Consider the following 23184-nt stretch of genomic DNA (forward strand, 5'->3'; position numbering starts at 1 on the left):
TAGCAGGGGAATCCCCGGCACATCAAGAACTGCGCCGTGGATCGCGACTTCAGGGAGGTGATCCACGACCGTAGATTTCCTGTCACCGACAGCCGCGGCATCCGCCGGACACGCCAGGAAGGGCCAGACGATGACCCCCGCAACGACCCCCGCCACGCCCCCCGCCAACCCCGTCCTTCGCGTCGCCCCCGCGCCCCCGGCCGAGGCCGTCGCCCACTTCCGCGCGAGCCTCGCCTTCCACGCCGACGTTTCCGACGTCGCCGCCGCGCTCGCGGCGGGCGGCGACCCCGGCTTCGTCCTGCTCGACTCCCGTTCCACCCAGGCCTGGGACCAGGGGCACATACCGGGCGCGATCCATCTGCCGACCGGCCTCGTCAACGAGCAGGCCGGGCAACTCCTCGACCGGTCGGTCCCGGTCGTCACCTACTGCTGGGGGCCGGGCTGCAACGGGGCGACCCGCGCCGCCCTCGCCCTCGCCGAACTCGGTTACCGGGTCAAGGAGATGCTCGGCGGCTTCGAGTACTGGGTGCGCGAGGGCTTCGCGTACGAGACCTGGCAGGGCCCCGAGCGCAGGCCGGCCGACTCCCTGACGGCGCCGCTCGCCGCGGACGACTGCGGCTGCTGAGGCGGAGCACGCCGCAAGGGCGGCCGCGGAAACGGCCGCCCTTCGGGACTCACAGCCGAGACAGCTCGTCCACCAGGTCGTCCAGGCCGAGGGAGCCCTGGGAGAGGGCCGCCATGTGCCAGGCCTTCAGGTCGAAGGAGTCGCCGCGCCGCTGCCTGCTCCGCTCGCGGCCGAGCAGCCAGGCCCGCTCGCCGAGCTTGTAGCCGATCGCCTGCCCGGGGATGGTCAGATAGCGGGTCAGCTCGCTCTCGACGAAGTCCGCCGGCCGGCTGCTGTGCGCGCCGAAGAACTCCTGGGCCAGTTCCGGCGTCCAGCGCTCGCCCGGGTGGAAGGGCGAGTCCGCCGGGATCTCCAGCTCCAGGTGCATACCGATGTCGACGATGACGCGGGCGGCCCGCATCATCTGCGCGTCGAGGTAGCCGAGCCGGTGCTCGGGGTCCGTGAGGAAGCCCAGCTCGTCCATCAGCCGCTCCGCGTACAGCGCCCAGCCTTCCGCGTTGGCGCTGACCTGGCCCACGGAGGCCTGGTACCGGGAGAGGTCCCGGGCGACGTGCGCCCACTGCGCCAGCTGGAGGTGGTGGCCGGGGACACCCTCGTGGTACCAGGTCGAGACCAGGTCGTAGACCGGGAAGCGGGTCCGGCCCATGGTAGGCAGCCAGGTGCGGCCGGGACGCGAGAAGTCCTCCGTCGGGGGCGTGTAGTACGGCGCGGCCGCGCTGCCGGCCGGCGCGATGTGCGACTCCACCTTCCGTACCCGCTCGGCGAGCTCGAAGTGTGTGCCGTCCAGTTCCTCGATCGCCCGGTCCATCAGGCCCTGCAGCCACTCGCGGACCTCGTCGACCCCCTCGATGTGCGTGCCGTGCTCGTCCAGGTGCGCGAGCGCCACCCACGGCGTCTCGGCGCCGGGCAGGATCTTCTCGGCCTCCCGCCGCATCTCGCCGAGGATGCGGTGGAACTCCGACCAGCCGTACGCGTACGCCTCGTCCAGGTCGAGGTCGGTGCCGTTGTAGTAGCGCGCCCACCGGGCGTACCGCTCCCGGCCCACCGTGTCGGGCGCGCCCTCGATGGTCGGCGCGTACACGTCGCGCAGCCAGTCGCGCAGCTCCACGACGGCCGCGGTCGCCGCGCGGGCCGCCTCGTCCAGCTCGGTGCGCAGTGCGTCCGGGCCCGCCGAGGCGAAGTCCTCGAACCACCCGCGGCCCTTGCCGTCGGTGTCCGACCACTCGGTGAGCTGTTCGACGAAGGTGGCCGTCGGACGCGGGGCCGCGTACAGCTTGCGTTCCAGGCCGAGCGCCAGGGACTCGCGGTACCCCGCCAGCGCCCCCGGGACGGCGCGCAGCCGCTCGGCGACGGCGGCCCAGTCCTCGTCGGTCTGCGTCGGCGTCACCGTGAACACCTCGCGCACGTGGTGCGCGACCGTGCCGAGGTTGCCGACCGAGCGCAGGTGCTCGTCGGCCTCGTGCACGGCGAGGTGCGCGGTGAGCCGCTCGCGCAGCAGGCGTGCGCACCGGCGTTCGATGTCACTGTCGGCGCCGGGGCGGCGTTCGGCCTCCGCCAACTCGGCGAGGGTCCTGCGCGACAGTTCCGCGAGCGCCTCCTGGCCCGCGGGCGAGAGGTCGGGCATCCTGCCCGAACTCTCCTTCACACCGAGAAACGTACCGGTGACCGGGTCGAGGGCGATGAGCTCGTCGACGTAGGCGTCGGCGACCTGGCGGGGCAGCGGGCTCTTGGTCTGTGACATGCGGACCATCCTCATACGGAGACATGGTCGGCGTCAGCCCGGATTTCCGGGTGCCCGGCCGTAATCAGTCCGATTTCGCTGAGGGCGTCGCCAGGTGTGTACCGGGCGGTAGCAGGGGACCGCAGTCCCACTGCTGGAAGATCAGCCGGGTCTCCACGCGCGCCACTTCGCGCCGCGATGTGAACTCGTCCAGAACCAGCCGCTGCAGGTCCGTCATGTCCGCGACGGCGACGTGGACCAGATAGTCGTCCGGGCCGGTCAGATGGAAGACGGTGATCGACTCCGGCAGTGCCCGGATCCGCTCCACGAAGGGCCCCACCAGCTCGCGCCGGTGCGGCCGGACCTGCACCGACAGCAGCGCCTGCAGCCCCCGGCCCAGCTTGGCCGGATCGAGCCGCAGCTCGTGGCCGAGGATGACGCCCGAGCGCCGCAGCCGGGTCACGCGGTCCAGGCACGTGGACGGCGCGACCCCGACCTGCGCCGCGAGGTCTCGATAGGTGGTCCGGGCGTCGTTCTGCAACAGCCGCAGCAGATGCAGATCCACCGGATCCAGTACGACGGATTCGGCCATGGCCAGAACGTAACACGGGATGCGAAGCCGGCCCCCCGGCCGGTGTTCACCCTTCCGCCCATGGACTCAGCGAGCACGCACGCGTACGACGACATACGCAGCGCATCCAGAGCACTGGCCACCGAGGCCGTGCACGCCGGTCGTGACGACCTCGCACGCCAGGGACTGCACGCCCCGCCGATCGACCTGTCCACCACCTACCCTTCGTACGACAGCCGGGGCGAGGCCGCCCGCATCGACGCCTTCGCCGCCGACGGGGCGGACCTGGACGGCCCGCCCGTCTACGGACGGCTCGGCAACCCGACCGTCGCCCGCTTCGAGACCGCCCTGGCACGGCTGGAGGGGACCGAGTCGGCGGTCGCGTTCGCCAGCGGCATGGCGGCGCTGACCGCGGTCCTTCTGGTCCGGTCATCCCTGGGGCTGCGGCACGTCGTGGCCGTACGGCCCCTGTACGGATGCAGCGACCACCTGCTGACCGCGGGCCTGCTCGGCACGGAGGTGACCTGGACCGACCCGGCCGGAATCGCGGACGCGCTGCGCCCGGACACCGGGCTGGTCATGGTCGAGTCCCCGGCCAACCCCACGCTGGCCGAGGTCGACCTGCGGGCCGTCGCCCACGCCTGCGGCTCGGTGCCGCTCCTGGCCGACAACACCTTCGCCACGCCCGTGCTGCAACGTCCGGCCGAGCAGGGGGCACGGCTGGTGCTGCACAGCGCGACGAAGTACCTGGGCGGGCACGGTGACGTGATGGCGGGTGTGGTGGCCTGCGACGAGGAGTTCGCCGGACGGCTGCGGCAGGTGCGGTTCGCCACCGGCGGCGTCCTGCACCCGCTCGCCGGCTATCTGCTGCTGCGCGGCCTGTCCACGCTGCCGGTGCGGGTCCGGGCCGCCTCCGCCACCGCCGCGGAACTGGCCCGCCGCCTGGCGGCCGACCCGCGCGTCGCCCGGGTCCACTACCCGCGCATCGGCGGCGCGATGATCGCCTTCGAGGTCCACGAGGACCCGCACGCGGTGATCGCGGGGGTCCGCCTGATCACCCCGGCGGTCAGCCTCGGCAGCGTCGACACCCTCATCCAGCACCCGGCGTCCATCAGCCACCGCATCGTCGACGCCGACGACCGGCGGGGCGCCGGGGTGAGCGACAGACTGCTGCGCCTGTCGGTCGGGCTGGAGGACGTCGACGACCTCTGGGCCGATCTGGACGGGGCACTGACGGACGCGCACCAGCACCGGACCCCGATGGGACTCCGCGAGGCGTTGAGCTGAGCGGCTGACGGGCTGACGGGCTGACCGGCTGACGGCACGGCCGGTGGCCGGCGGTCCCGTTCAACGACGACGATTGGCCCGGCGGAGACCGCCGGGCCAATCGTCGTCACCGGGGCCCGCGGCCCGGCGCGGTCCGGTCACGGTTCAGTCGCGCACGCCGGGTCCTTCGTACTCCTCCTGCCGGAGGTCGTACGGCAGCCTTGAGGTCACCGGTGTCGCATCGAGGCGGGCCGTGATGACCAGCGTGCCCTCCTCGATCTGGTAGTCCAGGGGCAGGCCGAGGCCGCGCATGGCGGCGACCATGCCGGTGTTCGACGCCTGCGTCACGGCGTACACGCTCTCGCAGCCCGCCTCGACGGCCATGGCCACCAGCCGGCCCAGCAACTCGGCTCCGACGCCACGACGCTGCCACTCGTCCTCGACCAGCAGCGCCACCTCCGTCTCGTCGCCGTCCCACAGCAGGTGACCGAGGCCGACGATCCGTCCCGAGGCGGTCTGCACCGCGAGCGTCCGCCCGAAGCGCGGGCTGAGCAGGTGGTTCAGGTAGCGGTCGGCGTCACCGACCGGCCCGTGGTACCGCCTGCCGAGCGTTCGCGCCGAGCAGCGGTCGTGCATCGCCCTGGCCGCCGCGAGGTCCCTCGTGTCGGCCCGGCGCACGGTGATCGCGTTGCCCTCGGGCAGGGTCAGCACGTCCTGGTTGTGCGGGATGCGGGGACCGAGCCGGGAGTCCAGCTCGACCAGGGCGCGGGCGCGCGCGAACTCGGTGGGCGTGAAGGGCAGGTACGGCCGTTCCACGGTGATCACTCCGCCTTCCGGCGCCCGCAGCCGGATCACCGTGTCCTCCAGCACCCCCTCGGCCGGTACCTCCTGCGGGCCGCGCCCACCGCCCACCGGCCTGGCGGGCAGCGAACGGATCGTGCACCGCCCCAGCAACTGCCGGAGCGCCAGCGGCAGTTCGGCCGCGTCCAGGGCCGTGCGGGAGGCCAGGCCCAGGACCCGCGTCGGGACGTCCACCAGGTCGTGCGCGTCGGCCCGCTCGATCCAGGTGTCGCTGCCGCCCGCCAGCGACACCGCCTTGGTGATCCCGGACGCCTCGACCTCTCCGGGAGCGCGCAGCAGGAACTCGTCCACCGTCCCCTCGGCCAGCGGATGCGTCTGCAGGCTGAGGATGTCGACGCGATGGGCGGCCAGCGCCGCGCACAGTGCGGCCAGCGTTCCCGGCTCGTCCCTGACCGTCGTCCGCATCCGCCACAGGGCGCTCGCTCCCGACACCTCGTCGGGCGACTGCGGGGAGCCGGCGGACGGCCGCCCGGTCCGCTGCCGTCGGGCGGCGAGCGGCCGGGCACCGGGATCGTGCGTCGGCGGTGCGTGCCCATGCCGCCGTGCCCACCAGGTGTGGAACGCCACCGTGGCGATCAGTACCACCGCCGAGGTCACCAGCAGGGCCGGCCCGCCGGGCCCGTGCCCGACCAGGTTCGCCACGGCGTCCGCCACCGCCACGGCCGTGAAGAGCGCGGCGAGTTCGACCACGTCCCGCCGCCAGTGATGCGCGGGACGACCGTGCCTGCCGTGGGTCACATCAGACATTTTTCGAGTCATGCAGCCACTGTGAAGGAACGGTGTTGCGTGATCACGAACGCACTGTGACCGACGGGTAAAGCAGGGATCTGTACCTTTTATTACTCTTTTAACTACGGCAGTCCGGCCGCGCACCGGGGGATGACGCCGGTGCGCGGCGCAGAGGAAGAGACTACGGGAGAGTCACTGACCGACCCGGCCCGGCTGCAGCACCTGGGTGAAGAGCACGGTGCCGTCCTGTTCCCGCAGCCGTACGGTCAGCTCCCCGCTGTCACCGTCGATGTCTACCTCGCCGAAGAACTGGTAGCCCACGGCGGGCGAGACGTTCGACGCGGTGGGCGCCTTGACGAAGACCCGGTCCGGGCCGAACGTGCCGTCGAGCGCGTTGGCCGGGAAGGCACCGGCGTTGAGCGGACCGGAGACGAACTCCCAGAAGGGTTCGAAGTCCTTGAACGCGGCCCGCGACGGGTCGTAGTGCTGGGCCGAGGTGTGGTGCACGTCGGCCGTCAGCCACAGCGTCCCCGTGATCCGGCGGTGCTTGACGAACCGCAGCAGCTCGGCGATCTGCAGCTCGCGGCCGAGCGGCGCGCCCGGGTCGCCCTGCGCGACGGCCTCGAAGTTCGGCCTGCCCTCGACCGGGTCGGGCACGACCAGGCCGAGCGGCATGTCCGCGGCGATGACCTTCCACACCGCACGGGAGCGGGCGAGCTCCCGCTTGAGCCACTCCAGTTGCTCGGCGCCGAGGATGCCCTGCGGGTCGGTCGTCTGGTTGTCGGGCGAGTTGGCGTTGCGGTACGTGCGCATGTCCAGCACGAACACGTCGAGGAGCGGGCCGTGGTGGTGGACGCGGTAGATCCGTCCGTCCGGTCGCCCGCCCAGGGTGGAGACCGGGAAGTACTCGGAGAAGGCCTGCCGGGCGCGCAGCGCCAGGTCGTCGAGCCTGGTGCCGGCCGGGTACGGGGTTCCGGTGCCGATGACCTCGCCCGGGTACCAGTTGTTGCGCACCTCGTGGTCGTCCCACTGGATGACGTTGGGCACCTGGGCATTGAACCGGCGCAGCGCCGAGTCCAGCAGGTTGTAGCGGAAGTTGCCCCGGAAGTCGGCCAGGGTGACCGCGACGTGCGACTTCTCCTCGGTGGTGACGTTCCGGTAGGTGCTGCCGTCCGGGAGCGTGGCGGTGGGCGGGATCGGTCCGTCGGCGTAGACGTTGTCGCCGCTGCACAGGAAGAAGTCCGGGTCCACCTTCGCCATGGCGTCGAAGATCCGGTATCCGCCGATGGACTCGTTGATGCCCCAGCCCTGTCCGGCCAGGTCGCCGGACCACACGAACCGCACGCCCTGCCGCCGGCCCGCGGGCGCCGTGCGGAAGGTCCCCGCCGAGGGCTCGCAGGTGCGGCGCGGGTCGTCCGGGTCGGCGAGCAGCACGCGGTAGTGGATCTGCTCGCCCGCCGGAAGCCCGCGCAGGCGGGTCGTCCCCGTGAAGTCCGAACCGGCGCCGAGCAACGGGCCGTGCCATCTGCGCGGGTGGCGGAACGACTCGGTGGCCGACGTCTCGACGATCATCCGGGCCGGGCGGTCGGACCGTACCCAGACCAGGCCGGAGTCGGAGGTCACGTCTCCCGCCTGCACGCCCCAGCTCGCCCGGGGGCGACCGGACAGCGCGAGCGCCGGAGCCGCGCCGAGCGCGCCGGGCAGGGTCAGGGCCGCCGAGGCGGCCAGCGAGCCGCGCAGGACGCTGCGGCGGCCGGGGAACGGACGGTGTGCCATGTGTACGCCTCCAGGGACGGGTTCCGGCCGGTGTGCAGTGCCACACCTACTGGGGCGGCGCGGCGCCCACGCAAACCACGAGTGAACAACTGGCCGTGCGGGCACCGGACCTGACACATGCCCCAGGACGAGCCCCACACAGTCGGCACCAAGAGGGCCTCGTCCCGTACCGTGGCCGCCCCGTTCGGCACGCGCGTGGGTTGCGCTGCGGCGGCCGGGCAGGATTCAGCGGCTGCCGTCGAGGATCACACGCGCGACCAGGGCCGGGTCGTCGTTCATCGGGACGTGCCCGCAGCCGGGCAGTCGCACCAGCCGGGCCCGCGGCATCATCTGCTTGGCGCGGACTCCCTGACGGCGTACCAGGAGCCGGTCCCTCGTGCCCCAGGCCACGGTGACGGGGATGCCCGGCACGTCGTCGGTGAACTGCACGGCGACACCCGCCCGGAGCGTGTCGTCGAACCCGGTGGCCCGCGCCAGTGCGAGCGTCTCGGCGACCACGGCCTCGGGTGAACGACGGCTCGGGCGGGCATAGATGGTGCTGGTCAGGGCGGTACGTCCGGCCGCTGTGCGCGCCAGCCGTTCGACCAGCGGCAGCGGCAGGCGGCGCGCGATCCGCCGCATCGTGAGCAGCACGCCGAAGGCGTAACGCCGTTCGGCCTGCGTCCAGAACCCGGCCGGAGAGAAGGCGGTGACGGATCGCACGAGCTTCTCGCGGCCCAGTTCCAGGGCGAGCAGGCCGCCCAGGGAGTTGCCCGCCACATGGGGCCGTTCGATCTCCAGCGCCTCGCACAGGGCGCCGAGCGCGGCGTTCATGGTGGGCAGGTCGTGCCGCAGGCCGTCGGGCAGCGCGGGGGAGGCGCCGAAGCCGGGGAGGTCCACGGCGATCACGTCGCGTTCCGCCGCGAGGAGGTGGACCACCGGGTCCCAGGCCTGCCGGTGATGACCGATGCCGTGCAGCAGGATCAGCGGCTCACCGCTGCCCACGCGCGCGTAGGAGAGGGTCACGGTCCGCGGGCCGTGCGGAGTGGGGACCTTGAAAGAGACGGTGGCGGACATGGGTGCTCCTCGTCGGGAATCGCTGACGAACGCCGGGCAGAGGGTAGACAGCTTGTCAGCAATTGCTACCAGTCGGTAGCCCCGTGTCGCCGTGTACCTCGTGCCCGCTCGCCCCGGCCGGACGGCACTCAACGGGCGTCGCGCACCGCCGGGTTGGACGCGCGCACATCCGGAGCCGTAGCCACTGTTGTGCCCGCCACGGCGATTCCGCCTGGACACGGCCCGAGGTCTCGGCTGGGATGGAGCGGTGATCACCGACACCGGGACCGACGTATTCGAAGAACACCGGCCCGTCCTGATGGGGGTCGCCTACCGCATGCTCGGGCGGGTGGCGGACGCCGAGGACGTGGTCCAGGAGGCATGGCTGCGCTGGTCCGGCGTCGACCGGAGCGAGGTGCGCGAGCCCGGCGGCTACCTGGTACGCGTCACCACCCGCCTCGCCATCGACCGGCTCCGCCAGATCAAGGCGCGGGGCGAGAGCTACGTCGGCCCGTGGCTGCCGGAGCCGCTCGTCACCGACTTCGCGGGCAGCGTCGCGGACTCCGCGGAGCGGGCCGTGCTCTCCGACTCGGTGTCGCTCGCCGTGCTGGTCGTCCTGGAGTCGCTGTCACCGCTGGAACGAGCGGTGTTCGTCCTCCGGGAGGCCTTCGGCTACCCGTACGCCGAGATCGCCGCCATGCTCGACCGGACCGAGTCGGCGGTGCGCCAGCTGTCCGGGCGGGCCCGGAGGCACGTCGACGAACGGCGGCCGCGCTACGAGGTCGACCCGGCCCAGCGCCGCGACCTCACCGAGCGGTTCCTGGCCGCCGCGACCGACGGCGACCTGGACGGACTCATGTCGCTGCTCGCACCCGGCGTCCGCCTGGTCGGCGACAGCGGTGGCAAGTCGAGGGCGCCGCTGCGCGTCCTGGAGAGCGCCGACAAGGTGGGCCGCTTCCTGGTCGCCGTGGCCGGCAAGGGCATTGCGGACCCCTCGCTCCGCGTCCTGGAGCTCAACGGCGGTCCGGCGGTGCTGGTCCGGTCCGGGGACACGCCCGACAGCGTCTTCCAGCTCGACGTCGCCGACGGGCGGATCCAGGCCGTCTACATCATCCGCAACCCCGACAAGCTGGAGTCGCTGGCCGGCCTCTGAGCGCGCCGCAGCGGGACCGGTCCAGCCCCGGCCAAAGCTCCCGTCCCCGCGACGGGGGCTTTGCCGTGACGTCACACATGCGGCCCAGTGCGAACGCCTCGTGAACGCTTCGCTGCGGCGTATCACTGCCGCGCGCCGGGGATCGAGGATTGGTCTTGACCAAGGGTGGGGGCCGCCCTATGGTCGCAAACAAGTACAACAACCTTTAATAAACAAGGGCGCTAAAACGCCGCCGGAACCACGGCGACCGCGGAGGACAGGGTGGGGACCACGCAGCTGGAAACGGTGCCGGAGCCGAAGTACTGGCACCTCAAGACCGTGCTCACCGAGGCACTGGACTCCGAGTTCTCGGTCGGCGAGATCCTGCCCAACGAGAGGGAGCTCGCCGCGCGCTTCGGCGTCGCCCGCGCCACGCTCCGCCAGGCCCTGGAGCAGCTGGAGCTGGAGGGCAGGCTGCAGCGCCGCCGCGGCGTCGGCACGACCGTCGCCCCGCCCCGCGTGGGCGTGGCGGTCGGCACCCAGCAGCACGCCTGGCCGGGAGCGGCCGGGGACGACTGGCAGGCGGTGGACTGCGCGCAGTCGGCCCCGCCCGCAGCCGTCGCCGACGCCCTGGAGACCGGCCGCGACGAGCCGGTGCACACGGTGCGCCGGACCCGGACGAGCCACGGCCGGCCGGTCGCCGCTGAGTTGCTCTACATCCCGGAGGCGTCGGTGCCCGAGCTGAGCGGGATCGACGCGCCCTCCGGACCGGCACGCGCGCGTGCGGTGCTGCGTGAGCTGCACCGCCTCGAGCTGGAGGCGGAGGAACGCTCCGTCGAGCTCGGCTCCGCCCGCGCCGACGACGCCAAGGAGCTCGACCGCCTGCCCGGCGCGCCCGTCCTCGTCGTCACCACCCGCTTCGTCGCCGAGGGCCGCACCGCGGCGCTCTCCGTAGCCACCTACCGCGCGGACACCTGCCGGCTGACCTTCGGCGACTCGGGCAACGTGGAGATCCACCACGGACCCGAACGCCAGGCGTCGTAGCGGCTGGTCCGACCGGTGCTGATGCGGGCGGGGACGCCTCGGCAGCGGGTGATCGGCCGTTGACCCGGGCGGGTCGTAGTGGGCCTCTGCGGCTGCCGCGTGCTGGGTCGTTGTCGGCCTTGGCGGCTGTCCCCGTGCCGGGTCGTCGTCGGCCTCTGCGGTCGTCCCGTGCCGGGGCGTCTCTGCCCCGGCGGCCTCGCCCTGCCAGGTCGGCGTCGGCCTCGGCAGCCACCCCGAGCTGGGTCGTCTCCGGCCCGGCGGCCTCCGAAGGTGACCCTCTTCCTGCTGGGTGTTCGTCGGCCTCGGCGGCCGTCCCGCCCCGTCCCGTGCCGGGTCTTCGTCGGCCCCGGCAGCCGCTCTGTGTCGTCTCCGGCCCCGGCGGCCGCCCTCATCGACGTGCCGTCGCCGTGCCCTCCACCGCGAACAGCTGCTCTTCAACGTGGTCGAGGGCCAGTCGCAGCGCGCCCGTCGCGACGGCCGCCTCGCCCAGCAGGGAGAGGGTCACCTTCGGCGGCCGCAGGCAGTAGCGGTCCAGCTCGCGCCGCAGCGGGTCCAGGACGCCGTCCAGACCGGCCGCCCAGCCACCGATCACGACCAGTTCCGGGTCCAGGGCCAGGACCAGCGCCGCCACATCGTGGACGAGCCGCTGGATGAACCGGTCCACGGCCGCGCGAGCCCGCTGATCGCCGTCGCGGGCGAGCGCGAAGACCTCGGCCACCGCCTGCTCGTCCAGCGGGTGCAGCGGCTGGTCCGTCGTCGACAGCAGGGTCTCGGGCGTCACCCCACGCCCCAGCAGATGCAGTGCGCCGATCTCGCCGGCCGCCCCGCCGTATCCGCGGTGCAACCGCCCGCCGATCAGCGATCCGGCTCCCGGGCTCAGCCCGGCCAGCACGAACACCACGTCGTCGGACTCGGTGGCGGCGCCCTTCCAGTGCTCGGCGACCGCCGCGGCGTTGGCGTCGTTCTCGACCAGGACCGGGCACTTGAAGGAGCGACTCAGCCGCTCGCCCAGACGCAGGCCCGTCCACCCGGGCAGCGCCGTACCCAGCCGCACGGTGCCGTCCGCCTCGACGATGCCCGGTGTGGCGACCCCCACGGCCCGCAGCGAACCGCGGGCGACACCGGCGCGGCGCAGCAGTTCGGCGACCGCGCTGCGCAACCGCTCCAGGCGCTCGTCCGCCTCCGCCGTCTCGGCCACCTCCTTGGCCTGGGCGCCCAGCACCCGGCCGTCCAGATCGGCCAGCAGCGCGGCGACGCGGTGTGCCCCGATCTCCAGCCCCAGCAGATGCCCGGCCTCGGCCCGGAAGCGGAACCGGCGGGCGGGACGCCCCTGCCGCCGGGCGGCGCCCTCCTCGGCCGCCTTCTCCACGACGAGACCGGCCCCTATGAGGTCCTCCACGACGCCCTCGACCGTCGGCCGGGACAGCCCGGTCACCCGCGTGATCTCCGTGAGCGTCGCGCAGTCCGTGGCACGCAGTGCATGCAGCACCACCGCGGAATTGATCCTTCGCAGCAGCGAGGGATCCCCGCCGGTCAGCCGCCCCAACGTCCGTCCTCCCAGCTCGTGCGCGTGTGGGGCGGATGGTACTCGGCGCGGGCCGGGACAGCGAGAGCCGGGGACCGGCCCGCCCCCCCGGACCCCCTCCCGGCGTCGGGCGACGGCCGGTCAGCCCGGCGACACGAACCCGGACTCGTAGGCCGCGATCACGGCCTGCGTGCGGTCCCGGGCCCCCAGCTTGGCGAGGACGGCGCTCACATGGGACTTCACCGTCTCCGTACCGACGACGAGGCGCTCGGCGATCTCCGCGTTGGACAGGCCCCGGGCCATGAGACGCAGCACCTCGGCCTCGCGGTCGGTCAGCCGGGCCCGGTCCATCACCGCGCGGGCCGCCCGGTTGGCTCCGTCGTCGCCGTAGCGGGCCGCGAGCTGCCGGACCGAGGCGGGGAAGAGCAGTGACTCGCCCTCGGCGACCAGTCGCACCGCGTGCACGATCTCGGCCGGGCGCGCCCGCTTCAGCAGGAACCCGTCGGCACCGGCCCGCAGTGCCTCGTACACGTACTCGTCGTTCTCGAAGGTCGTCACGACGACGATCTTCGGCGGCCGGTCGATCGTCCGCAGCACCGCGCGCGTGGCCTCGATGCCGTCCAGTAGCGGCATGCGGACGTCCATGGCGATCACGTCCGGCCGCAGCCGGCGCACCAACGGGATCACCGCCGCCCCGTCCGCCGCCTCGCCGACCACCTCGATGTCCGGCTGCGCCTCCAGCACAGCGCGCAGACCTGCGCGTACGAGGGGTTCGTCGTCCACGAGCAGAACGGTGACCGGCATCCCGCCAGCGTAGATCAACTCAGCGGCAGCTCGGCATGCACCTGCCAGTCACCGTCGTCCGGTCCCGTCCGCGCGCTGCCCCCGAGCAGGGACGCGCGCTCGCGTATGCCCCGAAGGCCGCTGCCACCGCGGTTCCCGCTGCCCGGCCCCGGGACCCCGGCCGGCAGCGGATTGCGAACCTCGAGGGACAGCGTGCCGTCGGCGACCGTGACGCGGACCCGCACGGGGACGGCCGTCGCGTGCCGCAGAACATTGGCCAAGGCCTCCTGGAGGATGCGGTAACCCTCCCGCGACACCGGTCCGGGCACCGCGTCCAGCGGACCGGACAGCTCCGCGTCGACCTTCGTGCCCGAGGCCCGGGTGGACTCCAGCAGCCGGTCCGCCTCGGCGAGCGTGGGACGGCCGCCCGCGGGCCGCCCCGCCTCGCGGAGGACACCCAGAACGCGCTCCAGGTCCTCCAGGGCGGCCCGGCCGGTCTCCTCGATGGCGGCCAACGCCCGCGCCGTGAAAGCGGGGTCGCCCGCGGCCCGCGCCGCTCCCGCCTGGACCACCGCCACCGTCAGCGCGTGCCCGATGGAGTCGTGCAGCTCCCGCGCGATGCGGTTGCGCTCCAGAAGCTGCTCCGTGCGCTCCTCCAGGGCCGCGAACCGTTCGGCGGCGGAGGGACCGAGCAGGCGCCGTGCGACGGCGGTGACCACCTCGCCGAGGCCCACCACGACGGCGTACAGCGCAAGCAGTGGCAGCGGCACCAGGACCGCGTACACCCAGGAGGGCCAGTCGCCGTGCGGCAACGGCACACCGGACGTCGACGATCCGGCGGCCGCCCGCACCCACGCGTACGCCCCGACCGGCAGCCAGACGCAGCAGAAACAGGTGACCCAGCCCAGCGCCATCCGGATCTCCAGCCACAGCACGGTGCGCAGCCGGTCCCCCCAGGCCGCCGCGGGGGCGACCGAGAATCCGGGCTCCTGCTCGCCCGGTGTCAGCAACAACTGCGCCTGCACGCCCTCGCCCTTGCGCACGGCCGGAATCAGCCCGACGGGGAGGACCACCAGCGCCGGGAACCACGGCTTCGACATGTCGACGAACAACCACACGCTGACGAACAGCATCGGCACCCACAGATGCAGCAGGCGCGTGTACGTCGTCCCCCGCAGCAGCGGGCGCAGGAAGCGGACCATTCCGACATGGTGTCAGGCGCCACTGACAACTCACCTCCCCCGAGCGGGGGAGACGATCTCCACCGGCGGGGGAGGACCGTACCCGGCGCCGCCCGCCACGCTACTGCCATGACCAGCATCGACGTCCAGGACGTAACCAAGGAGTACGGCGCCCGCAGGGCCGTCGACCACCTCACCTTCAGCGTCCGCCCCGGCCGGGTCACCGGCTTCCTCGGGCCCAACGGCGCCGGAAAGTCCACCACCATGCGGCTCGTCCTCGGCCTCGACCGGCCGACCTCGGGCACCGCCACGATCGGCGGCCGCGCCTACGCCTCGCTGCCCGAACCCCTGCGCCACGTCGGCGCCCTGCTCGACGCGCAGGCGGCGCACGGGTCCCGCACCGGCCGCGACCACCTGCGGGCCCTCGCCGTGAGCAACCGTCTGCCGCGGCGCCGGGTCGAGGAGGTACTGGAGCAGACGGGGCTGGCGGCGGCCGCGGGGCGCCGGGTCAGGACGTACTCCCTGGGCATGCGCCAGCGGCTCGGCATCGCCGCCGCCCTGCTCGGCGACCCCGAGGTGGTCCTGCTGGACGAGCCGTCCAACGGCCTGGACCCCGAAGGCATCGTCTGGATCCGCGAGTTGCTGCGGCAGCTCGCCCGGGAGGGCCGCACGGTCCTGGTCTCCAGCCACCTGATGAACGAGACCGCATCATTCGCCGACCACCTCGTCGTCCTCGGCCGGGGCCGCCTCCTGGCCGACACACCGATGCGCGACTTCATCCACGCGCGTGTGCGGCCGCGCGTGCGGATCCGCACCACCGACGCCGACGCCCTCCACCGGGCGCTCGCGCGGCGGGCGCTCGATGCCGTTCCCCACGCGGACGGGTACTGGACCGTGGCCCACGCGCGCGTGGAGGACGTCGGACGCCTCGCGTCCGAGGCGGGCGTGCCGGTGCTCGAACTGACCGCGGAGGAGGCCACCTTGGAACAGGCCTACCTCGATCTGACCGCCGCCGAAACCGAGTTCGCCGCGCAGCCCCAGGAGGCCTGATCATGCCGTTCAGTCCCGTGCTCCACTCCGAATGGATCAAGATCCGTTCGCTGCGGTCGCTGATCGGCGCCCTGTGCGCCATCCCGCTGGTGACGGCCGGATTCACGGCCCTCTTCGCCGCCACCGGCACCACGGGCGCGGACACCGACGTCCTGTACCCGGCGTTCTTCGGCGTCACCTTCGGGCAGATCGCGGCGATCGCCTTCGGTACGACGGCCGTCTCGGCCGAGTTCCACGGCGGTGCGCTGCGGCTGTCGCTGGCCGCGGTTCCGCACCGGCGGCGGTGGTTCGCGGCCAAGGCCACGGCGATCGGCCTGCCGGTCCTGGCCGTGGGTCTGGTCACCGGGGCGGGCAGTCTGGCGGTCGGCAAGGCGGTCATGGCTACGGACGGGCCGAGTTGGACCTCCGGGTCGCGGGGCGTGCTGGGCTGCGGGATCTACCTCACACTGATGGCACTGTTCGCGGCCGGACTCACCGCCGCACTGCGCAGCGCAGCCGCGACCCTGAGCGTGCTGATCCCGCTTCTGCTGATCGTGTCCTTCGTGATCGGCGACCTGTCGGGCGGCGTCGCGGACTTCCTGCCCGACCGGGCGGGGCAGGTCGTGCTGCGCGGCCACTGGGACGGAAGCCTGGGGCCCTGGAGCGGACTTGTGGTGACCGCCCTGTGGGCGTCCGCCGCGCTGCTCGGGGGAGCGTGGAGCGTGCGACGCCGGGACGCCTGACGGCGCAGGCGTATTGACGCACCGCCAAATGTCAGTGCCGGCCGGTTTACTGGATCACATGGACATCGCGAAGTTCCTCGCCCTGATCGACCGGCTGTGCACCCGGGAGTTCCCCGCGCAGCAGGGCCGGTCGGACCTGGTCCTGGCCGCACCCGGTTACTTCGTGGCCGAGTTGGAGACGAGCCGGGGCCTGCGGGTGGCAGAGGCCGCGCGGCGCGCCCGGATCGCGGAGGACTTCCACGCCCTGAAGGAGTCGGTCTCCCGGATCCTGGACCACCGCAGGGGCGCACACCAGCCGTCCTGGAGCATGCTGACCCTCAGAGTGCGCGCCGCGCGGGGCGAGACCATACCGCAGCCCTGGTCGGACATCAGCCTTCGCACGGACGAGTTGAACCTGTGGGAGCCGGACGCAACCGGCCGGTGGGTGGCCGTCGGCGTCGCCGACCGCGACCAGGCCGACGAGATCCACCTCCTGGCGATCGTCACGGACATAGATCCGCCGTGACCGTCAGCGGTCCTTTGCCGCCACCCTCAGCCGCGCGAACTCCTCCGCCATCGTCTGCGCCGTCCAGTGCGCGTTCAGTCCACTCGGGTTGGGCAGCACCCACACACGCGTGTCCCCGATCGCCCGCTCCTGCGGCCCGACCGACGCCTTGCGGTCGCCGAAGGCGGCCCGGTACGCCGTGACACCCACCACCGCCAGCCACCGCGGCCGCAGCCGTGCCACCTTCAGCGCCAGCAGCCGCCCGCCCTCGCGGTACTCCGCGGGCGTCAGCTCGTCGGCCCGCGCCGTCGCCCGGGCCACGACGTTCGTGATGCCCAGCCCGTACGACAGCAACTCCCGCTGCTCGGAAGGCCGCATGAGCCTCGGGGTGAAGCCCGACAGGTGCAGCACGGGCCAGAAGCGATTGCCGGGACGGGCGAAGTGGTGACCCGTGGCCGCCGTCATCAGACCGGGATTGATGCCGCAGAACAGCACCTGAAGGCCGTCCGCGACCACGTCCGGCACCAGACGGTCGCGGGCGGCCTCCAGCTCCGCCGGGGTGAAGCGGGTCAGAGGATCGCTCCGGGGGTGTAGGCCGCGGCCTCCGGGCGCTGCTTCACGATCTCCTCGATCCGGGCGACGACCGCGCCGACCTGGCCGGCCGCCGCGCCGGTGAAGGACAGCTTGTCGGCCATGAGTTCGTCCAGCCGGGCCCGGTCGAGCGGAAGGCGCTCGTCGGCAGCGAGCTTGTCGAGCAGGTCGTTGCGCTCCGCGCCCTGCTCGCGCATCGCGAGCGCGGTGGCGACGGCGTTCTCCTTGATGGCCTCGTGGGCGAGCTCGCGGCCCACACCCGCCCGCACCGCGCCCATCAGCACCTTGGTCGTCGCCAGGAACGGCAGGTAGCGGTCCAGCTCCCTGGCGATCACCGCGGGGAAGGCACCGAACTCGTCGAGCACGGTCAGGAACGTCTCCAGCAGGCCGTCCAGCGCGAAGAAGGCGTCGGGCAGGGCCACCCGGCGCACCACCGAGCAGGACACATCGCCCTCGTTCCACTGGTCGCCGGCCAGCTCGCCGGTCATCGAGGCGTAGCCGCGCAGGATCACCATCAGGCCGTTGACACGCTCGCAGGAGCGGGTGTTCATCTTGTGCGGCATGGCGGAGGAACCGACCTGGCCCGGTTTGAAGCCCTCGGTGACCAGCTCGTGCCCGGCCATCAGCCTGATCGTCTTCGCCAGCGACGACGGGGCGGCCGCCAGCTGCACCAGCGCGGTGACCACCTCGTAGTCCAGGGAGCGCGGGTAGACCTGGCCGACCGACGTGAACGCCTGCCCGAAGCCCAGGTGCCCGGCGACGCGCCGCTCCAGGTCCGCCAGCTTGTCGGCGTCGCCCCCGAGCAGGTCCAGCATGTCCTGCGCCGTGCCCACCGGGCCCTTGATGCCGCGCAGCGGGTAGCGGCCCAGCAGCTCCTCCAGCCGGCCGTAGGCGACGAGCAGCTCGTCGGCGGCGGTCGCGAAGCGCTTGCCAAGAGTGGTCGCCTGTGCGGCCACGTTGTGGGAGCGGCCGGCCATGACCAGCTCGCCGTACTCGGCGGCCAGCCTGCCCAGGCGGGCGAGCACGGCCACCGTGCGGTCGCGCATGAGCTCCAGCGAGAGCCGGATCTGCAGCTGCTCGACGTTCTCCGTCAGGTCGCGCGACGTCATGCCCTTGTGCACGTGCTCGTGCCCGGCGAGGTCGTTGAACTCCTCGATCCGCGCCTTCACGTCGTGCCGGGTGACCTTCTCGCGCTCGGCGACGGAGGCCAGGTCGACCTGGTCGAGCACACGCTCGTAGTCGGCGATCGCCGCGTCCGGCACCTCGATCCCGAGGTCCTTCTGGGCCCGCAGCACGGCGAGCCAGAGCTGCCGCTCCAGCCTCACCTTCTGCTCGGGCGACCAGAGCATGGCGAGCTCGGCGGAGGCGTAGCGTCCGGCGAGGACGTTCGGGATGCGGGGCTTGGCGGGCGCAGATGTCACGTGAACGGAGTTTACCTGGCGTTTTTGAGGGCTCCGGAACTTCGTGGCGTCCACCAGGTCCCTGGTCGGTGGCGCCTCGGCGACACCGCTCACAACCTTTGCGAGACATCGGTGAGACGCCACGACCCGACGCGCGCCGCGGACACGGCAGGGCCCCGACGAGTGGAGGTTTCCGATTCCTCCGTGTCAGGGCCCTGCCGGGTGCAGACAGCGGATGATCTCCTAAGCAGGCGCTAGGTCAGGACACTGGGCGGCGAGGCGCTTCGTCTCCTGCCCGCGTCGTGCTGACGAGTGGAATGGAGGCAAGGCCCCGGGTACGTCGCCGTCCTCGTTGTCACCGACCTGGCGTGACGAGGAAGGCGGGCGGCCCTGAGGACGCGGCCTTCACGGTGAAGGTCCAGCCCAACGTCGACTGTGGCCTCCGGCGGCCGCGCCCGCGCTCGGCGGGGGTCGAGCCGATGCGGCGCACGAGGCTCCTTGTGGTGACAGGATCGGTGTTATGAACACCAATACGGACTGGGCCTACCGGGTGTTCGAGCCGCACGGCTCCGAGGGCTGGCGCCCCTACGGCAGCGACCCCGAACACTGGCAGGGCGCGATCACCGCCCCGGACTCCCCCGAGGGCGCCAAGCACGTCATCGGCCGCATCGTCGGCGATCTGATGACCGAGTGGGAGAGGATCGGCCTCCATCACGCGATGCACGTGCGGGTCTTCCTCTGGCACGAGGAGGCGGCCGACATGGCGGAGGCGGACTTCGTCGTGGAGGTCCGGCCCCGGTCGGACTTCGACGCAGCGTGATCTCCGGCGCAGGAGGCTCCTCACGGTGACAGGATCGGTGCCATGGGCACCGAGAGGGCGTGGGCGTACCGGGTGGAGGAGCCGCACGGCTCCGACGGCTGGCGCCCCCTCGGCGGCCACTCCCATCGCCGGCGGGGAAAGATCACCACCGACACCTCCAGGCAGGGCGCCGAGTACGTCGCCGCGCTCGTCGTCACCGACCTGGTGACCGAGTGGAAGGTGAACGGATTCTGCTGGCGATTCGTGCAGGCCGGCGCCATCGGGTGTTCGTCGAAAGCTACGAGAGCGTCTCGGCGAGCTCGGCCAGGACATCGGCGTGGCACAGTTCGGGCGCGCACCAGCAGGCCAGCGTCCGTCCGCGGAGCTCGGGCACCTGCTCCAGCAGCTCGTGCCGCTCCAGCAGATACGCCCGGTACATCGCCATCACCTCGGCGCGGGTGCCGTCCCGCTTCTTCGTTGCGGTGTCGTAGGCGAAGGGGTTGTACAGCGGGTGCCTCGGGAGGTCCCAGCCGCCCAGGGTCCAGCGCCGGCCGACGTAGACGACCTCGGGGGCGCGTTCCAGCCGGGGGCCGACCTCGTGGATGCGGCCCCGGAGGTTGATCACCCGCGTGACCATGAGGGCTACGCCGGGTCCTCGTAGGGCAGCAGTTCGGGTCGCTTCGCCGGGCGTCCGTCCCCGGAGGACCGGCCGGTCAGGCGCCGCCCTATCCAGGGCAGCAGGTGCTGACGGGCGAAACGGACGTCGGCGGTCCGGCGGGTGAGCCAGTCCGGTGGCACGGTCGCCGGCATCGGGCTGCGCCACTGCGGGTCCTCGGGCTGGTAGCCGAGCCCCTGCCACACCGCCTCCGCGACCCGGCGGTGCCCCTCGGCCGTGAGGTGCAGCCGGTCCACGTCCCACACGCGCGGGTCGCCGAGCGAGGGCGCCCCGTACAGGTCCACGACGAGCGCGCCGTGCCGCTCGGCGAGCTCGTCCACGCAGGCGAAAAGCTCCTCCATGCGCGGCCGGAAGCGTTCCAGCACCGGTCCCCGGCGTCCGGGGCTCCGCATCAGCACGAGCTGCCGGCACGAGGGTGCCAGCCGCTCCACGGCCTCCGTCAGCAGCCCCCGGACCCGGCCCATGTCGCACTTGGGCCGCAGCGTGTCGTTGAGTCCACCCACCAGCGTCACCACGTCGGCCCCCATGGCCGCCGCCGTGTCCACCTGCTCGGCGACGATCTGCCCGATCAGCTTGCCGCGCACGGCGAGGTTGGCGTACCGGAAGCCGGGGGTACGGGCGGCCATCCGCGCCGCGAGGAGATCCGCCCAGCCCCGGTACGTGCCGTCCGGCAGCAGGTCCGACATGCCCTCGGTGAAGGAGTCGCCGACGGCGACCAGGCTGGTGTAAGTGGGGTTCGTCTGCATGGCGTGAGCGATGGTATCCCGCCGGACCCTCGGCATACCAACCAGTCGGTCACCCCCCTTTTGTGTGGCCGCCGGGGCCGGTGCACCTCACACCTGCTGCCCGAACAACTCGCGCAGCACGTCCTCCATGGTCACCAGCCCGGCCAGTCGCCCGTCCGCCCCCAGAACGGCGGCCAGATGCGCACGGCCGGCCCGCATGGCCGTGAGCACGTCGTCGAGCGGCGTGGTCTCCCGTACCCGGGCGATGGGCCGCATGTCGCGCAGCCGGAAGGGCTCGTTGCGCGGCGAGGCGTCCAGCGCGTCCTTCACGTGCAGGTAGCCGACGATCCGGTCCTGCTCGTCGACCACGGGGAAGCGGGAGTAGCCGGACTCGGCGGAGAGCCGCTCCAGCTGCTCCGGCGTGACGCCCTGGCGGGCGTAGACGACGCGCTCCAGCGGGACCACCACGTCGCGCACGGGCCGGCTGCCGAGCTCCAGGGCGTCGTGCAGCCGCTCCTGCGCGCGGTCGTCGATGAGACCGGCCTCGCTCGCGTCCTTGACGATCTCGGCCAGCTCCGCGTCCGTGAAGGTCGCCGCGACCTCGTTCTTCGTGTCCACCCGCAACAGCTTGAGCAGGGCGTTCGCGAAGGTGTTCACCGCGAAGATCACCGGCCGCAGCGTGCGGGACAGCGCCACCAGCGGCGGCCCGAGCAGCAGCGCGCTGTGCACCGGCTCCGCGAGCGCGATGTTCTTCGGCACCATCTCACCGAACAGCATGTGCAGATACGTGGCCAGGGTCAGGGCGATCACGAACGACACCGCGTGGCCGGCGCCGGACGGCACGCCCAGCGCGTGGAACACCGGCTCCAGCAGGTGCGCGATCGCGGGCTCGGCGACCACACCGAGGACCAGCGTGCACAGGGTGATGCCGAGCTGCGCCGCGGCCAGCAGGGCGGACACGTGCTCCAGGCCCCACAGCACGCTCCTGGCGCGCCGGTCGCCCTGCTCCGCGTAGGGCTCGACCTGGCTGCGGCGCACCGAGATCAGTGCGAACTCGGCGCCCACGAAGAAGGCGTTGACGACCAGGGTCGCCAGACCGATCAGGATCTGCACGACGGTCATCGTCCTGCCCCCTTGCCGTACGTCCGGTGGATCTGCTGCTCGTCGTCGAGGGGCGCGTGCAGCAGCACGCGCGCGGCCCGGCGACCGGTCGCGTCGACCACGTCCAGCCGCCAGCCGCCGACCTGGAGGATGTCGCCGACCTGCGGTATCCGGCCCAGCTCGGCGGCGACGAACCCGGCGAGCGTCTCGTACGGGCCCTCCGGCACCCGCAGCCCGACCCGCGCGACCTGGTCGACGCGCGCGGAGCCGTCCGCCGAGTACAGGGCGTGGCCCTCCGCGTCGGCCCCGGCCGGGGCGAGGTCGGGGGTCTCCTGCGGGTCGTGCTCGTCCCGCACCTCGCCGACGACCTCCTCGACGATGTCCTCCAGTGTCGCGAGGCCCGCCGTGCCGCCGTACTCGTCGATGACGACCGCCATCGTCCGCTTGCCGGACAGCCGGTCGAGCAGCCGGTCGACGGTGAGGGACTCCGGTACGAACAGCGGCTCGCGCATGATCTCGGTGACGGGGACGTGCATACGGCGCTCGGCGGGCAGCGCCAGGCAGTCCTTGATGTGGGCGATGCCGACCACCGAGTCGAGGTTGCCGCGGTAGACGGGGAAGCGGGACAGTCCGGTCGCCCGGGTCGCGTTCGCCACGTCCTCGCAGGTCGCTTGGGAGTCGAGGGCGACGACCTGGACCCGGGGCGTCATCACGTTCTCCGCGGTCAGGTCGGCGAGGTTCAGCGTGCGGACGAACAGCTCGGCGGTGTCCGCCTCCAGGGCGCCCTCCTTCGCGGAGTGCCGCGCCAGGGCCGCCAGCTCCTGTGGGCCGCGCGCGGAGGCGAGCTCCTCGGCCGGTTCCACGCCGAGGCGGCGCACCACGTGGTTCGCCGTGTTGTTGAGGTGGCCTATGAAGGGGCGGAATGCGGCGCTGAACAGACGCTGCGGGGTCCCCACCCGCTTGGCCACCGCCAGCGGCGAGGAGATCGCCCAGTTCTTGGGCACCAGCTCCCCGACGACCATCAGGAACACCGTCGACAGGGCGGTGCCCAGGATCAGCGCCACCGACGTCGCCGTGGAGCGCGGCAACCCGAGCGCCTGCAGCGGTCCCGCGATCAGCCTGGCGATCGAGGGCTCGGCGAGCATGCCGACCACCAGATTGGTGACCGTGATGCCGAGCTGCGCGCCGGAGAGCTGGAACGTCAGGTTCTGTACGGCCTTGAGGGCGCCCGCCGCGCCGCGCTCACGGCGCTCGGCCGCCCGCTCCAGCGCCCCGCGGTCGACGGTGGTCAGCGAGAACTCCGCCGCGACGAAGGCGCCGCAGATGAGGCACAGCAGAACGGCCACCAGCAACAGCAGCACTTCGGTCATCGCTTCACCCCCGTTCCA

Annotated in this window: 22 protein-coding genes; 8 read left to right on the plus strand and 14 right to left on the minus strand. The window is 72.7% G+C overall.

The window, feature by feature from the left end; genetic code table 11:
* Positions 1-130: 130 nt before the first annotated feature.
* Entirely contained in the window at positions 131-625 is a 495-nt protein-coding gene (locus AB0A61_RS07435; RefSeq protein WP_361287598.1) for a rhodanese-like domain-containing protein, read from the plus strand.
* Positions 626-674: 49 nt separating this feature from the next.
* Here the strand turns inward: AB0A61_RS07435 and AB0A61_RS07440 are convergent, their stop codons facing one another.
* A complete protein-coding gene (locus AB0A61_RS07440) occupies positions 675-2366 on the minus strand; it encodes a DUF885 domain-containing protein (RefSeq protein ID WP_361287601.1) in 1692 nt (563 codons plus the stop codon).
* Positions 2367-2430: 64 nt separating this feature from the next.
* Entirely contained in the window at positions 2431-2937 is a 507-nt protein-coding gene (locus AB0A61_RS07445) for an Lrp/AsnC family transcriptional regulator (protein WP_361287604.1), read from the minus strand.
* 60 nt (positions 2938-2997) lie between these two features.
* Between AB0A61_RS07445 and AB0A61_RS07450 the strand changes: the two genes are divergently transcribed.
* Complete coding sequence (locus AB0A61_RS07450; protein ID WP_361287607.1) at positions 2998-4203, plus strand: PLP-dependent transferase; 1206 nt, start codon at positions 2998-3000, stop codon at positions 4201-4203.
* A 144-nt stretch (positions 4204-4347) separates the two neighbouring features.
* Here the strand turns inward: AB0A61_RS07450 and AB0A61_RS07455 are convergent, their stop codons facing one another.
* From AB0A61_RS07455 to AB0A61_RS07465, 3 genes are all read right to left on the minus strand, one after another.
* On the minus strand, positions 4348-5790 hold the full coding sequence (locus AB0A61_RS07455; protein ID WP_361287610.1) for a GNAT family N-acetyltransferase: 1443 nt from the start codon (positions 5788-5790) through the stop codon (positions 4348-4350).
* A 174-nt stretch (positions 5791-5964) separates the two neighbouring features.
* Complete coding sequence (locus tag AB0A61_RS07460; RefSeq protein ID WP_361287613.1) at positions 5965-7548, minus strand: alkaline phosphatase D family protein; 1584 nt, start codon at positions 7546-7548, stop codon at positions 5965-5967.
* A 225-nt stretch (positions 7549-7773) separates the two neighbouring features.
* Complete coding sequence (locus AB0A61_RS07465; RefSeq protein ID WP_361287616.1) at positions 7774-8604, minus strand: alpha/beta fold hydrolase; 831 nt, start codon at positions 8602-8604, stop codon at positions 7774-7776.
* 247 nt (positions 8605-8851) lie between these two features.
* On the opposite strand from AB0A61_RS07465, the gene AB0A61_RS07470 reads away from it, so the two are divergent.
* Positions 8852-9736, plus strand: a complete 885-nt coding sequence (locus AB0A61_RS07470) for an RNA polymerase sigma-70 factor (RefSeq protein ID WP_361287619.1) — start codon at positions 8852-8854, stop codon at positions 9734-9736.
* 261 nt (positions 9737-9997) lie between these two features.
* Positions 9998-10759 (plus strand): GntR family transcriptional regulator, encoded by a 762-nt coding sequence (locus tag AB0A61_RS07475; RefSeq protein ID WP_361287622.1) that lies wholly within the window; start codon positions 9998-10000, stop codon positions 10757-10759.
* A 388-nt stretch (positions 10760-11147) separates the two neighbouring features.
* Here the strand turns inward: AB0A61_RS07475 and AB0A61_RS07480 are convergent, their stop codons facing one another.
* From AB0A61_RS07480 to AB0A61_RS07490, 3 genes are all read right to left on the minus strand, one after another.
* Positions 11148-12305 carry an ROK family transcriptional regulator gene (locus AB0A61_RS07480; protein ID WP_361287625.1) on the minus strand — a complete coding sequence of 386 codons (1158 nt, stop codon included), beginning with the start codon at positions 12303-12305 and terminating at the stop codon, positions 11148-11150.
* Positions 12306-12425: 120 nt separating this feature from the next.
* Positions 12426-13088 carry a response regulator transcription factor gene (locus AB0A61_RS07485; RefSeq protein ID WP_361287628.1) on the minus strand — a complete coding sequence of 221 codons (663 nt, stop codon included), beginning with the start codon at positions 13086-13088 and terminating at the stop codon, positions 12426-12428.
* A gap of 14 nt (positions 13089-13102) precedes the next feature.
* Positions 13103-14269, minus strand: a complete 1167-nt coding sequence (locus AB0A61_RS07490) for a histidine kinase (protein ID WP_361287631.1) — start codon at positions 14267-14269, stop codon at positions 13103-13105.
* A gap of 108 nt (positions 14270-14377) precedes the next feature.
* Between AB0A61_RS07490 and AB0A61_RS07495 the strand changes: the two genes are divergently transcribed.
* The 3 genes from AB0A61_RS07495 to AB0A61_RS07505 are packed head-to-tail and all read left to right on the plus strand — an operon-like array spanning position 14378 to position 16525.
* On the plus strand, positions 14378-15298 hold the full coding sequence (locus AB0A61_RS07495; RefSeq protein ID WP_361287634.1) for an ABC transporter ATP-binding protein: 921 nt from the start codon (positions 14378-14380) through the stop codon (positions 15296-15298).
* Positions 15299-15300: 2 nt separating this feature from the next.
* Positions 15301-16020 carry an ABC transporter permease gene (locus tag AB0A61_RS07500; protein ID WP_361287637.1) on the plus strand — a complete coding sequence of 240 codons (720 nt, stop codon included), beginning with the start codon at positions 15301-15303 and terminating at the stop codon, positions 16018-16020.
* Positions 16021-16078: 58 nt separating this feature from the next.
* Complete coding sequence (locus AB0A61_RS07505) at positions 16079-16525, plus strand: hypothetical protein (RefSeq protein ID WP_361287640.1); 447 nt, start codon at positions 16079-16081, stop codon at positions 16523-16525.
* A 3-nt stretch (positions 16526-16528) separates the two neighbouring features.
* On the opposite strand, the gene mug is transcribed toward AB0A61_RS07505, so the two are convergent.
* Positions 16529-17077 (minus strand): G/U mismatch-specific DNA glycosylase, encoded by a 549-nt coding sequence (mug, locus tag AB0A61_RS07510; RefSeq protein WP_361288282.1) that lies wholly within the window; start codon positions 17075-17077, stop codon positions 16529-16531.
* The gene (gene purB / locus AB0A61_RS07515) at positions 17074-18516 is read right to left on the minus strand and encodes an adenylosuccinate lyase (RefSeq protein WP_361287643.1); all 1443 of its coding nucleotides are present in this window, start codon (positions 18514-18516) and stop codon (positions 17074-17076) included. The genes mug and purB overlap by 4 nt, the downstream gene beginning before the upstream one ends.
* A 499-nt stretch (positions 18517-19015) precedes the next feature.
* Here purB and AB0A61_RS07520 point away from each other — a divergent pair, with 499 nt between their 5' ends.
* Positions 19016-19315, plus strand: coding sequence for a hypothetical protein (locus AB0A61_RS07520; protein WP_361287645.1), 300 nt, complete (start codon positions 19016-19018; stop codon positions 19313-19315).
* 277 nt (positions 19316-19592) lie between these two features.
* On the opposite strand, the gene AB0A61_RS07525 is transcribed toward AB0A61_RS07520, so the two are convergent.
* The 4 genes from AB0A61_RS07525 to AB0A61_RS07540 form a co-directional block, all read right to left on the minus strand.
* On the minus strand, positions 19593-19931 hold the full coding sequence (locus AB0A61_RS07525) for a DUF4326 domain-containing protein (RefSeq protein ID WP_361287648.1): 339 nt from the start codon (positions 19929-19931) through the stop codon (positions 19593-19595).
* 5 nt (positions 19932-19936) lie between these two features.
* Positions 19937-20716, minus strand: coding sequence for an SGNH/GDSL hydrolase family protein (locus AB0A61_RS07530; RefSeq protein WP_361287651.1), 780 nt, complete (start codon positions 20714-20716; stop codon positions 19937-19939).
* 87 nt (positions 20717-20803) lie between these two features.
* Complete coding sequence (locus AB0A61_RS07535) at positions 20804-21817, minus strand: hemolysin family protein (RefSeq protein ID WP_361287654.1); 1014 nt, start codon at positions 21815-21817, stop codon at positions 20804-20806.
* Complete coding sequence (locus AB0A61_RS07540; RefSeq protein WP_361287657.1) at positions 21814-23166, minus strand: hemolysin family protein; 1353 nt, start codon at positions 23164-23166, stop codon at positions 21814-21816. Before AB0A61_RS07540 ends, AB0A61_RS07535 begins: the two co-directional genes overlap by 4 nt.
* Between the last annotated feature and the right edge of the window lie 18 nt (positions 23167-23184).

Origin of the sequence: Streptomyces sp. NPDC046197 (assembly GCF_040646295.1) — a bacterium.
GTDB lineage: Bacteria > Actinomycetota > Actinomycetes > Streptomycetales > Streptomycetaceae > Streptomyces.

Excerpts from the sequence above, each read along its gene's own strand:
- AB0A61_RS07540 (WP_361287657.1), bottom strand. The coding sequence starts at position 23,166 with ATGACCGAAGTGCTGCTGTTGCTGGTGGCCGTTCTGCTGTGCCTCATC.
- AB0A61_RS07450 (WP_361287607.1), top strand. The coding sequence starts at position 2,998 with ATGGACTCAGCGAGCACGCACGCGTACGACGACATACGCAGCGCATCC.
- AB0A61_RS07500 (WP_361287637.1), top strand. The coding sequence starts at position 15,301 with ATGCCGTTCAGTCCCGTGCTCCACTCCGAATGGATCAAGATCCGTTCG.
- AB0A61_RS07525 (WP_361287648.1), bottom strand. The coding sequence starts at position 19,931 with ATGGTCACGCGGGTGATCAACCTCCGGGGCCGCATCCACGAGGTCGGC.
- AB0A61_RS07485 (WP_361287628.1), bottom strand. The coding sequence starts at position 13,088 with ATGCCGGTCACCGTTCTGCTCGTGGACGACGAACCCCTCGTACGCGCA.
- AB0A61_RS07445 (WP_361287604.1), bottom strand. The coding sequence starts at position 2,937 with ATGGCCGAATCCGTCGTACTGGATCCGGTGGATCTGCATCTGCTGCGG.
- AB0A61_RS07495 (WP_361287634.1), top strand. The coding sequence starts at position 14,378 with ATGACCAGCATCGACGTCCAGGACGTAACCAAGGAGTACGGCGCCCGC.
- AB0A61_RS07455 (WP_361287610.1), bottom strand. The coding sequence starts at position 5,790 with ATGTCTGATGTGACCCACGGCAGGCACGGTCGTCCCGCGCATCACTGG.
- AB0A61_RS07490 (WP_361287631.1), bottom strand. The coding sequence starts at position 14,269 with ATGGTCCGCTTCCTGCGCCCGCTGCTGCGGGGGACGACGTACACGCGC.
- AB0A61_RS07535 (WP_361287654.1), bottom strand. The coding sequence starts at position 21,817 with ATGACCGTCGTGCAGATCCTGATCGGTCTGGCGACCCTGGTCGTCAAC.
- AB0A61_RS07440 (WP_361287601.1), bottom strand. The coding sequence starts at position 2,366 with ATGTCACAGACCAAGAGCCCGCTGCCCCGCCAGGTCGCCGACGCCTAC.
- AB0A61_RS07435 (WP_361287598.1), top strand. The coding sequence starts at position 131 with ATGACCCCCGCAACGACCCCCGCCACGCCCCCCGCCAACCCCGTCCTT.
- AB0A61_RS07465 (WP_361287616.1), bottom strand. The coding sequence starts at position 8,604 with ATGTCCGCCACCGTCTCTTTCAAGGTCCCCACTCCGCACGGCCCGCGG.
- AB0A61_RS07520 (WP_361287645.1), top strand. The coding sequence starts at position 19,016 with ATGAACACCAATACGGACTGGGCCTACCGGGTGTTCGAGCCGCACGGC.
- AB0A61_RS07530 (WP_361287651.1), bottom strand. The coding sequence starts at position 20,716 with ATGCAGACGAACCCCACTTACACCAGCCTGGTCGCCGTCGGCGACTCC.
- AB0A61_RS07505 (WP_361287640.1), top strand. The coding sequence starts at position 16,079 with ATGGACATCGCGAAGTTCCTCGCCCTGATCGACCGGCTGTGCACCCGG.
- AB0A61_RS07460 (WP_361287613.1), bottom strand. The coding sequence starts at position 7,548 with ATGGCACACCGTCCGTTCCCCGGCCGCCGCAGCGTCCTGCGCGGCTCG.